This is a genomic window from Rhizobium sp. LjRoot258, assembly GCF_964254185.1.
Classification (GTDB): Bacteria; Pseudomonadota; Alphaproteobacteria; order Rhizobiales; family Rhizobiaceae; genus Rhizobium.
On sequence record NZ_CAXUST020000001.1, the window covers coordinates 4,229,562 to 4,244,023 of the forward strand.

The window sequence follows — 14,462 nt, forward strand, 5'->3', positions numbered from 1 at the left end:
GATTAACCATGATCCGTATTGATCACCTCGATCACCTGGTTCTGACGGTCGCCGATATCGACGCCACCTGCGGCTTTTACGCGCAGGCGCTCGGCATGATCGTCGAAACCTTCGGCGACGCGCGCAAGGCGTTGAGGTTCGGCAGCCAGAAGATCAATCTTCACCAGCATGGCCACGAATTCGAGCCCAAGGCGAAGCAGCCGACCCGGGGCTCGGCTGACCTTTGCTTCATCGCCAGCACACCACTGGCCGATGTCATCGCGCATCTTCAATCGCAGGGAGTGACAATCGTCGAAGGACCTGTCGATCGCACCGGCGCAGCCGGGCCGATTTGCTCCGTCTATATCAGGGATCCGGACGGCAATCTGATTGAAGTGTCGAATCCGAAATCTGAAGCCTGAAAATAATAAGCCGGCTATACGTTTTTCAGCGTGCGCCGCGGCTGAACCCCTCTCATACCAGTCCAGAGATACCAGAACACGGAGATCAGGATGATCATGCCCCCGATGATCGTCGAGATATCAGGTGTCTCGGAGAAGGCGAGCCAGACCCAGAGCGGGCCGAGAACGACGTCCAGCAGCCCGATCAACCCGGCCTCGCTGGATGGAATATAGCGGCCGCCGGTCATGAAGAGCAGATAGGCGATCCCCGATGTCGTCGACCCGAAAACGGCAAGCACAAGGATTTCCTGCAGGCTCGGCATCGCATGAGACATCAAGGGCAGGCAGAGCAGCACGCAGAAGCCGGATCCGAGCGCATTGACCGGCGCCAGCCGCAGCGCTGGGTAGCGTCTTGCCGCAACAAGCAGGATGCTGAAGGTCACGGTCATCAGAAACGCCAGGGCGTTGCCGGCGATGTCGTGAGGTCTTGCGCCGAAACCCGCGACGATCAGGACGCCGACGAAGGCAATGAGGCTGGCGATGAGTACACGCCTGCTGATCGTCTCCTTCAGCCAGACATAGGCGATGCCGGCCGCGACGAACGGAACGGTTGCGTAAATCGCCAGCACGTTGGCAACGGTCGTCAGCTTCAGCGCGCTGACGTAGCCGTACATCGAAGTGGCGGCCATGAGGCCGAAGAGCGGATAGAAATAGAACGGCACCTTGCCCCGCTCAGCGCTGATCCGCTTCTTTGCAAAAATGATGACCGTCAAAGCCAGCCCGCCAAACAGCGAGCGCCAGCCGAGCACGGTCCAGATATCGAGATCGAGCGCCCGGACGAAGAGCCCCGCGGTGCTCCACATGATCGTAGCGATGCCCACGAGGAGCATACCATAGGTGCGGGGCTGCATGGCGAGGTCCGTTCGTTGGTGGGCAGGTCGATCCGACATCCGATGTCTATCAGACACGCACGACCCGCGATCGATCCGTTGCGCCACGCCATAGCGTAATCCGGCAGGAATACGTCAAAAGCCGGCTCCGCAGGCTTATCCCAGCCGAATGTATGGAACGTCCTTCTTCGCCACTTCGTCCAGCGCCTCCTCGTAGCCCGCATCCGCATATCGCATGACGCCGAGCGCCGTGTCGTTGGTGAGCGCATGATCCAGCCGTTCGTCGGCGGCATCAGTGCCGTCGGCAACGACGGTGACGCCGCAGCTCGTCATGTAGCCGGCATAGCCGCCGCCGCCGGAATGAACCGCCACGAGATCCGCCATCGAGGAGCAGAGCATCATCGCATCGATCAGCGGCCAGTCGGCAATCGCGTCGGAGCCATCCTTCATCCGCTCGGTCATGATGTTTGGATGCGCCATCGCCCCGGCATCGAGATGGTCGCGCGAGAAGGCGACCGGTCCCTTCAGCTCACCGCTTGCGACCAGTTCGTTGACGCGGCGGGCAAGCGTCGTGCGTTCGCCGTGCCCGAGCCAGGCAATGCGCGCCGGCAGTCCCTCGAAGGGCACATGCTCGCGCGCCAGCCGGATCCAGTTGGTGATGATCTTGTTTTCGGGGAACATTTCGAGCAGCAGATCGTCGATGCGGGCGATGTCGCTCATTTCGCCCGACAGCGCCATCCAGCGGAAGGGGCCGATGGCGCGCGCAAAGAGCGGCCGCAGATAGGCCTCGGTGAAGATCGGAATCTCGAAGGCGTTGGCGACACCACCCTCCTTCGCCTGCGTGCGGATCAGGTTGCCGTTGTCGAAGACCTCGGAACCTTGTCTCTGGAAATCCAGCATCGCCGTCACGTGCTGCACGATCGAGGCGCGGCTTGCCGCCATCAACTGCCCTTGGCCCTCGTCGCGCAGTTCGCGAACCTGCGTAAGGCTCATGCCTTTCGGCACGTAGCCATAGACGAGGTCGTGCGCGGAGGTCTGGTCGGTGACGATATCGGGCACGATGCCGCGCCGCGCGATTTCGGGATAGATCTCGGCGGCATTGCCGACGAGGCCGACCGACAGCGCCCGTTTCTCTTTCACGGCGGCATCGATCATCGCAAGGGCAGTGTCGAGATCCGGCGCGATTTCCTGCAGGTAGCCGATCTCCTGTCGCTTCTTCGCACGCTCAGGGTCGATGTCGACGCAGAGGATCGCCGCGCCCGCCATGCGGCCGGCAAGCGGCTGTGCGCCGCCCATACCGCCGAGCCCCGCCGTCAGTACGAAGCGCCCCTTAAGATCGCCGCCGAACCGGCGCTCGGCAATGCGCATGAAAATCTCATAGGTTCCCTGGATGACACCCTGACTGCCGATGTACTGCCAGGCGCCGGCCGTCAACCCGCCCCAGCAGATCAGTCCCTTGCGCTGTAGCTCGTAAAAGACCTCGGCCTTCGCCCATTGCCCGACGATGTTGCAGTTCGCCATGATGACCAGCGGCGCCTTTGCATGCGTCTTCACGAGACCGATCGGCTTGCCGGACTGGATGAGCAGGGTCTGGTCCTCGTCCATTTCGGTCAGTGCCTTGACGATGCCCTTGTGCGCCGCCCAGTTGCGGGCCGCCTTGCCGAGTGCGGCATAGACGACGAGATTGTCGGGATCCTCACCGACAGACAGAACATTCTCCAGAAGCCGCAGCAGCGCCTCCTGCCGCCAGCCCTTGGCGCGCAGCTCCGGGCCGCCCGGGATCGGAAATTTCGGATGGCGTGGATTGGACTTCGGCATCTCGTCGTTCCTCTATCTCAGTCTTCTTCGGGCCTCGCGGGCCACGTGTGTCCCGTTCACTTGGCGGGGAGTGAGCGCACAAAGGTCATAGCGGCCTCCAGGAGACGGTGCCGCATATCGTCATCGCCATAGACGTCCGCTCCGACCCTGACCCAACCCTGCATGGTGCGGCCGCCGGAGAGCATCTGCGCTACGCCGGGCAAGCTGAGCGCCCAGCCGTCATTGCCTTTACCGAGACGGACCAGCATGCCGTCCTCGCGGGCGCCGCAGAGCAGGTTGCCGTCGAGCAGGAAGGCTCGGCCACCGAACATCGACGTCTCGCTGAGGCCGGAAATAGTGCCCAGTTCCTCCCTCAGCAATTCCTCCAGACCGACGTCCCGCGCCATGGCGTTAAGCCTTTGCCGCAAGCGCGTAGCGAGCAAGCTCGATGCCCATCGCTTTTTCCACCGGTGGATAGACGGTCGGATCGAGAACGCTGGCCGACAGCGGAATGATGCTCATCGGCACATGCAGGATGAACACATGCATGCCGTCCTTCAACTGGCCGACGCTCAACGGCTCGCCCTTAGGCGAGAGGGTTGTGATGACCGAGGGGAACGTAGCAATACGCTTGCCTTCGACGTCGTCGACGGCCATGTACTCGTTCATCACATGCATGGTCACCGCCTTGTCGCCGGAGCCGACGACGATCGTGCCGATGTCAAAGGCCTCCTTGGTGTAGACGACGTCCTTCCTGGTGATGATGCCTTCGGCGAGGATCTCGCCGCCGGTCGTCTCGCAGATGGCGTCGATCACAGCCGAGCCACCGATCTTTTCGGCTGCGATGATCGCTTCACCCAGCGCCAGCGCCATCGAGATACCGCCGAGCGCTGCATGGGTGCGGACGTAGGAGGCACGCAGCGGATTGCGGCAGCTGGCGATGAAGCCGCCCGACTGGTCGGAAGCCGCCCGCAGGATCGGCGAAATCTTTGCCGTTGCGCCCTTCGCGACAAGCTCGATGTAACGGTTCTCGGCGCGATTCCCGCCGACCGCCGTCTGGATCGTCTGTTCCGGCGAGCCTGCCATGCCGATCGAGCCCATATCGCCGGTCGGATGTGCGCGGATATCGCCCACGGCATCCACGACCTTGGTTCCTAGAATGGCGGAGGGCAGCCAGCCGTTCAGCGTCGACGACCTGCCGTTTTGGCCGATGATCAGCCCGGACAGTTTCTCGCCTAGTTCTTCCTGGAGCAACTGCACGGCCTTCACATAATCGATACCCTGCATTTCCCAGGGGGTCGTGGAGGCCGGTGCGCCGATCGCGGCCGCCGTGGCGATCCAGTCGTCGTCCCGCAGTTCGTCGATCGACACGAGTTCCGGCTTGCCGACATTGACGGCGGCATAGCCTAGCATTCGGCCATGGTCGGCCCAGCCGCCGCCGCCAGCGGCATAGACGGAACCGCCCTTGACGGCGGCTTCGACGTCCTTCTCAACGAGTATGCGTCCCATCAGGCATTCTCCTGCTTCAAGCTCTTATCCATGTCTGTGACGGCTTCGAAAAGCACGGCCGCGCCAAGCGCGATGTCGTCGTTCTCCGCCCATTCGTCAGCCGCGTGGCTGCGCCCTTCCTTGCACGGCACGAAGATCATGGCGGCAGGCGCCACCTTTGCAATCCAGGCCGTGTCGTGACCCGCGCCGGATGCCATGCGTCGGTGCTTTGCACCAACGCTCTCGCAGGCCCTTTCGAGCGTCTTTAACAGTCCGGCGTCGCTCGGCGTCGGATAATTATCCGAGACCCGCATTGGGCTCATGATCGAAACTCCGTAAGTGATGGCTAACTTTTTGACATGCGCATCGAGCCATCCGCAGAAGGCTTCCATGTCGTTGCGCACCTCCGCGCGTCCATCGATCAGCAGCACGACCTTCGACGGGACGACATTGGCCGCATTCGGCTCGATCCGGAATTCGCCGACAGTCGCCGCAAAATGACCTGGCGTTTTCGCCCGCGCGGCCGCCGCGTTGCGGATATCGAGAACCAATTGCGCGGCAGCGACCAACGCATCCGAACGGCTGTCCATCGGCGTCGTGCCAGCATGGTCCGCGCGTCCCTCCACGACAATTTCGATCCGGGTGATACCGGCGATCGCGGTAACGATGCCGATATCCTTCTTCTCGTTCTCGAGCACCGGCCCTTGCTCGATATGCAGTTCGAGGAAGCCTTTGAGATCGGGTCGCTCCTGCGACGGCAGCGTCGAGGCGTCGCCGCCAACCTCTCCGATTGCCGACGCCAGATCACGCCCTTCCGTCACGCGGGAAAGCCAAGCTTCCGGCAACTGTCCCGTCATGCCCCGGCTGCCGATGCAGGAGACGCCGAAGATGCTGACCTCCTCGGCAAGAAAATCGACGATCTCCAGGTCGTGATCGAGCTCGATGCCCTGATCGCTCAGCGCACGGGCGACTTCCAGCGCTGCCACCACCCCGGCAATGCCGTCGAAGCGGCCACCATCCGGTACGGTATCGGAATGCGAACCCACCATGATCGTGCCGAGTCCGCTGCGGGCACCCTGTCGTTTGCCGATCAGGTTGCCTGCGGCATCGATCCGGGTCTCAAGGCCAGCGGCCCGCATGCGCGCTTCGATGTAGGATCGCCCCTCGAGAAAAAGCGGCGAGAAGGCGCGGCGTGTCCAAGGCCGTCCAGGCTTGGTAATCTCGGCCAGAGCGTCGATATCCACCGCGATACGACCGGCATTGACGGGCAGGTTTCGGCTCATTCTGCGGCTCCGGCGATCACCTGCCTTGAGAGCGGACGTACAAATTGGCCGGTGCCCGGCTCGGCCAGCACGGTCGCGCCATCGGTGATCTTCCTGCCGCGCAGATAGGTCGCGGAGACCGTCCAGGGAAGGCGGATGCCGTTGTAAGGGCTCCAGCCGACGACGTTGTTGCCGCTCGCGGCTGCGTCATAAATTGCTTCACGCGGCTCTAGCACCACGATATCGGCATCCTTGCCGGGCGTCAGTGCGCCCTTGACGTGATCGAGGCGGAAATGCTTGGCCGGGTTTTCCGCCATCAACCTTGCCGCCCAGGTCAGCGGGATACCGCGCTCGCTCGCGCCCTTGATGAAGAGCGGCACCATCACTTCTAGCCCCGGCACGCCGGAGGCGTTTGCCAGCATATCGGGATTGGTCTTGCGGTTTTCGGACCAGCTGACGTGATCCGTCGAGACGAGCCAGACATTGCCCTCCGCGACCTTGCGCCATAGCGCCTCGACTTCAGCGCGCGGGCGGATTGGCGGGTTGATCTTCGCCTTGCCGCCGAGGCGTTTGACGTCGTTTTCCTCGTCGAGCGTGAGATAGTGGATGCAGCACTCCACGGTCGCTTCGTAGCCATCGCGGCGATAGGCCCGTGCAATATCGTAGCCGCGCCCGAGCGAGCAATGCACCACGTGCGAGGGGCATCCCGTATTGGCGCCCGTCTCGAAAATCGTGTGCATGGCAAGCAGTTCGGTGATCGGCGGCCGGGAAAGCCCGTGCGCCCGCCAATCCGTGATCCCGCTTTCCTTCACGCGATCGATATAGGTGCGGACAGCCTCGTCATCCTCGTTGTGCACGCCGGCCGTCAGCCCTGTCGGCGTGATCGCGGCAAAGCATTCGTCCAGCAGGGCGGGGGGAATGCGCGGGAAGCGCTTCGGATCCGTGCCGAACGTCGAAAACTTGAAGGCGGCAACGCCAGCCTCCACCATCTCGGCGATGCGCTTGGCGCCTTCTTCAGGATCGACCGTGCCGTAAAGTGCAAAGTCGACGCGCGCCTGCGGGCCAGCATGCGCGATCTTCTTCTTCACGGCTTGCGCCGAGCAGACGAGATTGCCTTCGTCGTAGGGCATGTCGACGATCGTCGTCACGCCGCCGGCGGCGGCCGACCGCGTCGACCAGATGAAGTCTTCCTGACCCTTCTGCGACAGTGAGTGCACCTGCGCGTCGATTGCTCCGGGCAGGATCAATGCCTTGCCGAGGAGATGGCGCTCGCGCGCAGCTGGCGCTACACCGAGGCCGACTTCGGCAATCTTGCCATCGTGGACGGCAACGTAGCCGGCTTCCAGAATGCGTTCCGGCAAAACGACCGTGCCTTGCAGAACGAGATCGAAATCAGCCATGCCGCTTTCTCCGTGGAATATTGAAGGGATCAGATGGCGACCGGTTCCTGGGTCAGACGCTGCTCGATGCGCTCCAGCGAGCCGAGTGCAAAGAAATCGTCGAATGATGCGATCGGCACCTCTTCGATGAGCTTGGACATGAAGGCACCGGAGCCAAGCTCTTCCTCGATCGCTTCCACCTCAGCAGAAAGTGGCCGGTCGACCGTGTAGAAATCCGCATGTTTGCGAACGACGTCGTAGAGCATCCCACCGACGCCCTTCGGCTTGTCGCCGAGTATATCCACGGCCTGCGCCGAAAGCAGGGCCTCGAGGGCGGCAAGTCGCATCAGAGCTCGCATCTGGCGCTCAAAACGCTCGATCACCAGCGGCAGGAACGCAGCCTCGTCCTCAAGGCCGGCCGCGACCACCAGCGACTGCGCAGACACCGGGTTCGACATCGAAAGCACGCGCGAGAAGATCTCGCCGGCCAGTTTGATGATCGGGCCGAAACCCGTTGCGATGCGGCCGGGCGGCACCAGATTGACGGGTAGATCGCGCCGCTGGCCGTTGCCGAGCAGAACACAGCGGTTGAAGGCATTGCGGGCCGCGTGCGCCATGCAGAGAGCGGCCGATTCCAGCAGGATCGTCACATCGAGCGGCAGCGACCCACCCGAGGTCATGACGCGGCCCTCGACGACGACAGGGTTGTCGTCGGAGCGTCCGGTGGCGGCAAGGATCTTGTGTCCGGTAGTCAGCAGGTTCTCGATGACCGCACCGAATACCTGCGCGACCATGCGCAGGCTCAAAGGGTCCTGCACGTGGGTCTTGATCGGCCACTGCCAGGCGTCCGAGGCATTGCAGAGCCAGGAGCCGATCAAAGCTTCACGGGAGGTGCCGACATGGCGAACGGAAAGCCAGGGATCTCGGGAGGCCCCAAGGGCGCCTGACGCCATCATCCCGGAGGCCAGCAGCACGCGAATGGAGGCGGCGGCATTGCGTGTCGCATCCGCCGCTGCCGCGAAGCTCACGGCGTTGACGCTCAGCGAGGCAAGGCTGTCGCGCGGGGCCATGGTGAAGGGCTGCATATCAGCTGCCGCGAATGCGTCGGCAGCCTGCATGCGCTTGCCGCGGTAGACGGCTTCCCCGACGCCGGTCAGCACGGCGCCGATCTGTCCCATGAGGCCAATATCGGCGCAACCAATGGACCCGGTGCGGCGGACGACCGGAATGATGTCCACCTCGAGCATGCGCATGTATGCATTGACGAGTTCAGGTGTACAGCCGACCTGCCCCGTCAGAGCGGTGTTGATGCGGATGGCCATTGCGTTGCGCACGACGGAGCATGAAAACGGCGTCCCGGTGCCGAAGTGATGCGCGCGTACGAGCCCGAGACTGAAGGTGTCCAGGTCCTCTGGGGACCACTCGACGTCTTTCATGGCACCGACGCCGGTGGTCGCCCCGTAGACGGGCATCCCAGCCTTGATCGCGTCCTCGACAATTCCACGGGCGATCTCGACGCGGGCCATACCCGTTGCCGAAGCGGAAAGCGCCACCTTGCCCGATCCGATCCTCACCATCTCAGCAAAGCTCAGCGGCTGTCCGGAAAGTTCGATGCGGGGGCGTTCATGCTTCATCTGCCATATCTCCTTGAAAAGTGAGACTATGCGACGGTGCTATTCGATGGGATATCCCAAATATTGAACACAACATGCATTTGCATGCGATGATCAGGTGACCACCCAGGCTATATAGAGAAGGGCGAGCGCGATAATCCAGAGGGCGAACCGACCGGAGCGATTGTGACGCGCTTCGGATTTTCCGATCGCTTCGGCCGTTTCCGCATCGAACCGCAGTCCATGCTCGCTCATATGCAGCAGTTGGTGGTGAAACTTCTCGGTCTTGGCCGCAATCTCCGGCGCGGCTTCTGCAAGCTTGACCGCTGCCTTCAACCCGTCCTTGAGGTCGGTGACGATGCGCTTCGGGCCGAGATTGTTGCGGATCCAGTCGCCGACGACTGGTTCGGACGCCTTCCACATGTTGAAGCGTGGATTGAGCATACGCGACACGCCTTCGACGACGACCATGGTCTTCTGCAGCATGACCAGTTCCGGCCGCGTGGCCATGTCGAACAGTTCGGTCACCTCGAACAGCAGCGTCAGCAGCTTGCCCATCGAAATGGTTTCGGCCGGCTGTCCGTGGATCGGCTCGCCGATTGCGCGGATCGCCTGCGCGAAGCTCTCCACGTTGTGATGGCCGGGGACATAGCCGGCCTCGAAATGCACTTCCGCGACCCTGACGTAATCGCGGGTGATGAACCCGAAGAGAATTTCGGCAAGGAAGCGGCGCTCTTTTTTGCCCAATCGTCCCACGATTCCCATGTCGACGGCGACGATGTCTCCATGCGCATCGACAAAGAGATTCCCGGGATGCATGTCGGCATGGAAGAAGCCGTCGCGCAGCGTATGGCGCAGGAAGGACTGGATCAGCGTATCCGCAAGGCGATTGAGATCGTGGCCGGCGGCGCGCAAGCCGTCGACGTCGGACATCTTCACGCCATCGATCCACTCCATGGTGATCACGTCGCGGCCAGTGCGCTCCCAATCCACCTTCGGCACGCGGAATCCGGGGTCCTTTTCGGTGTTTTCGGCGATTTCGGAAAGGGCCGCAGCCTCGAGCCGCAGGTCCATTTCGACCTTGGTGGTCTGCTCCAGGGTCTTCGTCACTTCCACCGGCCTTAGGCGGCGGCTGGAAGGCATGAAGCGCTCCTGCATGTGGGCGACGAGATACATCGCCTCGATGTCGTGCGAGAAGCGCTGACGCACGCCGGGGCGGACCACCTTTACGGCAACCTTCTTGCGACCGGACAGTGTATCGACCTCCGCCAAATGCACCTGTGCAATCGAGGCCGCGGCAATCGGCTCGCCGAAGCTTGCGTAAAGGTCTTCGATCGGTCGGCCGAGCGAACTGGCGATGCTCGCCTTGGCCGCCGCCGGCGGGAAGAATGCCATGCGGTCCTGGAGTTGCGATAGGTCGTCCGCAAATTCGACGCCAACGACATCCGGGCGCGTCGCCAGGAACTGGCCGATCTTCACGTAGGAGGGGCCCAGCCGTTCGACGGCCTGCGCCAGCCTGTCGCTACGCTTCTTCGATTTCGAGCGGTTGCGTGCGAATAGGCCAACAAAGGACTTGGCAAAGCCGATCGAGGGCGGAAGATCTTCTGACGGCAAGGCCGAAATGACGCCTTCGCGCACGAGAATCCAGCCGACACGCCAGAGCCGGAAATATGCTCCGAGAGCACTCATGCCGGGTTGCCTGCCTGCGAAAGCGCGCGGGTGAACGGTGTACCTCGAACCATCCGTCAGAGCTTCCAGCCGGAGTGGAGGGCTGCAATGCCGCCGGTATAGTTTGTGAAGCTGACGCGCGAGAAACCGGCGCTGCGGATCATCTCGGCGAAGTTCTCCTGGTTGGGGAATTTGCGGATGGATTCGACGAGATATTGGTAGGGCTCGGCCTCGCCGGTGATCGCCTTACCGAACTTCGGAATGGCGTTGAAGGACCAGCTGTCATAGACGCGGTCGAGCAACGGCATATCCACTTCCGAGAATTCGAGTACCAGCAACCGGCCGCCACGCTTCAGCACACGATGGGCTTCGCTCAGCGCCACATCGATGCGCGGCACGTTGCGGATGCCGAAGGCAATCGTGTAGGCGTCGAAGCTGTTCGGCTCGAACGGCAGATCCTCCGCGTTGGCCTCGACGAAAGTCAGATTGTCGGAGAGCTTCTTTTTGGCGGCGCGCTCGGCGCCGACCGCCAGCATGGAGCCGTTGATGTCGAGTACGGTCGCATGTGCCTGCCGGTTCGAGGCTTCGACGATGCGCAAGGCGATGTCGCCGGTGCCGCCGGCAACGTCCAGAACCCGGTAGCCTGGCTCCTTGCGTGGATTGAGCGCCGCAATCATCGCGTCCTTCCAGACGCGGTGCATGCCGACCGACATAACGTCGTTCATGATGTCGTAGCGCTTGGCGACTTTGTGGAAGACGTCGTTGACGAGACCCTGCTTCTCACCACCGGCCACTTCGCGGAAGCCGTAGGATGTTTCCATGCCGCCTTCGGCGGAGGTACGGCTTTCTGACATCGAAAATACTCCATCTATCTGAAATCGGCGCGGCGACCATAGCGAACTGACGCGCGCGACGCTATCTGTGGACCACGGTCAAAGCCGCGGCACCTTGGCGCTATAGCGCACAACGACCGTGGTTGAAACATGTTAGATATAGATGGGTTAAGATGCCGGAATTGCCAGAAGTCGAAACCGTCAGACGCGGGCTTGCCCCCACCATGGAGGGCGCGCGTATCGCCCGCCTGGAGCTGCGACGCAAAGACCTGCGTTTCCCTTTTCCAGATGGTCTCGAGGCACGGACGAAGGGCCGCAGCATCGTCGCGCTCGGGCGCCGCGCCAAGTATCTGCTGATCGATCTCGATGACGGCACGACGATCATTTCGCATCTCGGCATGTCGGGCTCCTTCCGCATCGAGGTGGAACAGCTTTCTGATATGCAGGGCGAATTCCATCACCCCCGCTCGAAGGATGAAAAGCACGATCACGCCATTTTCCACCTGGAGGGACCGAAAGGCGCCAGCCGCGTCATCTATAATGACCCGCGCCGTTTCGGCTTCATGGATGTGGCACAGCGTTCCGAACTTGATCTCAATCCCTTCCTCTTCGGCTTGGGACCGGAACCGACGGGCAACGAACTCAGTGCCGCCTATCTGGCGGAACGCTTCGCCGGCAAGGCGCAGCCTCTGAAAAGCGCGCTGCTCGATCAGAAGAATATTGCCGGGCTCGGCAATATCTATGTCTGCGAGGCGCTGTGGCGCGCGCACCTGCGCCCGACGCGCGCCGCGGCGACCATCGTCACGAAATCGGGTAAGCCCAACAAGCAGATGGACTTGCTCGTCGCCTCGATCCGCGACGTCATCGCCGACGCCATCAAGGCTGGCGGCTCGTCGCTGCGCGACCATATCCAGACGGATGGCTCGCTCGGCTATTTCCAGCATTCCTTCTCTGTCTATGACCGCGAAAGTCTACCTTGCCGCAACCCGGGCTGCGGCGGTACCGTCGCCCGCATTGTCCAGGCAGGGCGCTCGACCTTCTATTGCCCTGCCTGTCAAAAGTAACGGGAGGATTGTCCATGGCCTACGAAACGCTGATCGTCGAAACCCGAGGTGCGGTCGGGCTGATCACATTGAATCGCCCGCAGGCGCTGAACGCGCTGAACTCGACGGTGCTGAAGGAACTACTTCAGGCCTACGAAGCCTTCCATGCCGATGACGCCGTCGGCGCTATGGTGCTGACCGGTTCCGAGCGCGCATTCGCCGCCGGTGCCGATATCAAGGAAATGCAGCCGCTGGAATATGTCGATGTCTACGGCCGCGATCTGATGAGCGGATGGGACGACGTTGCCAAGGTGCGCAAGCCTGTGATCGCCGCCGTCAGCGGCTTTGCGCTCGGCGGCGGCTGCGAGCTTGCAATGATGTGCGATATCATCATCGCGTCGGAGACTGCCAAGTTCGGCCAGCCCGAAATCACACTCGGCGTCATTCCTGGTATGGGCGGCTCGCAGCGGCTGACGCGCGCTGTCGGCAGATATAAGGCCATGGATCTGATCCTCACCGGCCGCATGATGGACGCTGCCGAAGCCGAACGCGCAGGACTGGTTTCGCGCGTGGTGGCGCCCGAACGGCTGCTGGACGAGGCCCTGGAGGCTGCCGCCAAGATCGCCTCGCTGTCGCGTCCTTCCGTGCTGATGGCGAAGGAGGCCGTAAACCGCGCATTGGAGACCACCTTGGAGGAAGGTCTGCGCTTCGAGCGCCGCCTTTTCCATAGCCTCTTTTCCACTGAAGACCAGAAAGAAGGGATGACGGCCTTCATCGAAAAGCGTAAGCCTGCCTTCAAGAACCGCTGAGCCTTGGAGAAAGGCGGCGGTTCCTTGAAAATGCGCGTTGACGTGGGTCGGCTTTAGGGTTATATGCCCGCCCACGGTTCGGGAAGCCACTCCGGTTTTCCGATTATGCTCCCGCATTGCTGGATTGAGTGGCCGCAGGGCCCGCGGTGATGACGGAGTTTGTTCGAATTCTTAGAGAGGCATCCATGGCCAATACAACTTCGGCGAAAAAAGCGACCCGCAAGATCGCCCGCCGTACCGACGTCAATAAGGCTCGTCGCTCGCGCGTTCGTACTTTCGTTCGCAAGGTCGAAGAGGCAATCGCATCTGGTGATGCTGCCAAGGCAAAGGAAGCGTTCCTCGCCGCGCAGCCGGAACTGGCTCGCGCCGCAGGCAAGGGCGTCCTGCACGCCAACACGGCTTCCCGCAAGGTTTCGCGTCTGGCAGCTCGTGTGAAGGCTTTGTCGGTTTCTGTGACCGCATAATCTTTCATTAACAGACGCATCATAATGATTAGCCCGGCAACTTTGTCGGGCTTTTTCGATTCCGCCGACTGGCTTCCGTATGGTTAATTCGGCGACGATTTCATGTCGGGCGTGTGACACGAAAAAGGCAACAAAAACAAATACTTGTTGTAGGATACTTCAGGTGCGCTCGACTCGGGGCCTACAATCTGCGGTCTGAGCAGAGTCAAGAAGCTTTTTTATTTTTTTCTTTTTATGCGTGTCAAAAATGCCCGCGGGACGAATCTCCTTGATTCAAAAGCGATTCTTTTTTGACACGGATGTGACGCCCAAAGACTGCCCCCCGAGTCAACGGCCCGCTCTTAATTTTGCGTAAAATTCATCGTTGATTCCCGCATTCGATCCTGCCTAAATGCCGATCAACAAGGGGTCCAGACATCACCTGTGAAGGCTTGGTCTGAAACTGCCACGTCGGCAGGACGATGAACCTGTGCCACTTGTTACGGAGAACCTAAGTCTCCGGTTTTTCACGCACTTGAGTATTTTTGACCGCGACGTGGCTGTCGCGGAACGGTGATGTTTTGTGTGTTGGTTGCACGCGTTGCGTGAAACCGGAATGGGGAAGAGAAGTCGTGGCAAGACGACTGGACGCCAGCTGACGAGGAGCGGCATCCAGTCCGACAGAAGGCAGTCGACGCCGCATGAGGCGGGCTCGCGCTTTCTCGGAAAGTCTTGTGAGTGGGGCAGTATTTGAGTGAACCGGCAGGCGAGTGGCTCATGAGGGTGCCACTTTCTGGTCATAGCGGGGAAATAATCGGGCGACGAACAAAGTCGGCCGACGAATGGAAGGCGGCATG

At 61.7% G+C, this 14,462-nt stretch carries 13 protein-coding genes; 4 read left to right on the forward strand and 9 right to left on the reverse strand.

Annotation, left to right across the window (positions count from 1 at the left end; all coding sequences use genetic code 11):
* Positions 1–8 precede the first annotated feature (8 nt).
* A complete protein-coding gene (locus ACSQ9D_RS20780) occupies positions 9–401 on the forward strand; it encodes a VOC family protein (protein ID WP_436283726.1) in 393 nt (130 codons plus the stop codon).
* A 14-nt stretch (positions 402–415) separates the two neighbouring features.
* Here ACSQ9D_RS20780 and ACSQ9D_RS20785 read toward each other — a convergent pair whose 3' ends face one another.
* The 9 genes from ACSQ9D_RS20785 to ubiE all read right to left on the reverse strand — a co-directional run bounded on the left by ACSQ9D_RS20785 (position 416) and on the right by ubiE (position 11,331).
* The gene (locus ACSQ9D_RS20785) at positions 416–1,291 is read right to left on the reverse strand and encodes a DMT family transporter (protein ID WP_436283727.1); all 876 of its coding nucleotides are present in this window, start codon (positions 1,289–1,291) and stop codon (positions 416–418) included.
* A gap of 135 nt (positions 1,292–1,426) precedes the next feature.
* Positions 1,427–3,088: a urocanate hydratase gene (locus ACSQ9D_RS20790; protein ID WP_436283728.1), complete on the reverse strand. Its 1,662-nt coding sequence runs from the start codon at positions 3,086–3,088 to the stop codon at positions 1,427–1,429.
* A 56-nt stretch (positions 3,089–3,144) separates the two neighbouring features.
* Positions 3,145–3,474, reverse strand: a complete 330-nt coding sequence (locus tag ACSQ9D_RS20795) for a TfoX/Sxy family protein (RefSeq protein ID WP_436283729.1) — start codon at positions 3,472–3,474, stop codon at positions 3,145–3,147.
* A gap of 4 nt (positions 3,475–3,478) precedes the next feature.
* Positions 3,479–4,576, reverse strand: a complete 1,098-nt coding sequence (locus tag ACSQ9D_RS20800) for a DUF917 domain-containing protein (RefSeq protein WP_436283730.1) — start codon at positions 4,574–4,576, stop codon at positions 3,479–3,481.
* Positions 4,576–5,838 (reverse strand): Zn-dependent hydrolase, encoded by a 1,263-nt coding sequence (locus ACSQ9D_RS20805; protein ID WP_436283731.1) that lies wholly within the window; start codon positions 5,836–5,838, stop codon positions 4,576–4,578. The genes ACSQ9D_RS20800 and ACSQ9D_RS20805 overlap by 1 nt, the downstream gene beginning before the upstream one ends.
* On the reverse strand, positions 5,835–7,217 hold the full coding sequence (locus ACSQ9D_RS20810) for a dihydroorotase (RefSeq protein ID WP_436283732.1): 1,383 nt from the start codon (positions 7,215–7,217) through the stop codon (positions 5,835–5,837). The genes ACSQ9D_RS20805 and ACSQ9D_RS20810 overlap by 4 nt, the downstream gene beginning before the upstream one ends.
* A gap of 29 nt (positions 7,218–7,246) precedes the next feature.
* Positions 7,247–8,830 (reverse strand): aromatic amino acid lyase, encoded by a 1,584-nt coding sequence (locus ACSQ9D_RS20815; RefSeq protein ID WP_436283733.1) that lies wholly within the window; start codon positions 8,828–8,830, stop codon positions 7,247–7,249.
* 93 nt (positions 8,831–8,923) lie between these two features.
* Complete coding sequence (ubiB, locus tag ACSQ9D_RS20820; RefSeq protein ID WP_436283734.1) at positions 8,924–10,498, reverse strand: 2-polyprenylphenol 6-hydroxylase; 1,575 nt, start codon at positions 10,496–10,498, stop codon at positions 8,924–8,926.
* A 56-nt stretch (positions 10,499–10,554) separates the two neighbouring features.
* The gene (gene ubiE, locus ACSQ9D_RS20825; protein ID WP_436283735.1) at positions 10,555–11,331 is read right to left on the reverse strand and encodes a bifunctional demethylmenaquinone methyltransferase/2-methoxy-6-polyprenyl-1,4-benzoquinol methylase UbiE; all 777 of its coding nucleotides are present in this window, start codon (positions 11,329–11,331) and stop codon (positions 10,555–10,557) included.
* A gap of 152 nt (positions 11,332–11,483) precedes the next feature.
* On the opposite strand from ubiE, the gene mutM reads away from it, so the two are divergent.
* From mutM to rpsT, 3 genes are all read left to right on the forward strand, one after another.
* Positions 11,484–12,374: a bifunctional DNA-formamidopyrimidine glycosylase/DNA-(apurinic or apyrimidinic site) lyase gene (mutM, locus tag ACSQ9D_RS20830; protein WP_436283736.1), complete on the forward strand. Its 891-nt coding sequence runs from the start codon at positions 11,484–11,486 to the stop codon at positions 12,372–12,374.
* 14 nt (positions 12,375–12,388) lie between these two features.
* Positions 12,389–13,162, forward strand: a complete 774-nt coding sequence (locus ACSQ9D_RS20835) for an enoyl-CoA hydratase (protein WP_436283737.1) — start codon at positions 12,389–12,391, stop codon at positions 13,160–13,162.
* 185 nt (positions 13,163–13,347) lie between these two features.
* On the forward strand, positions 13,348–13,626 hold the full coding sequence (gene rpsT, locus ACSQ9D_RS20840) for a 30S ribosomal protein S20 (RefSeq protein ID WP_024314492.1): 279 nt from the start codon (positions 13,348–13,350) through the stop codon (positions 13,624–13,626).
* The last annotated feature ends 836 nt before the right edge of the window (positions 13,627–14,462 follow it).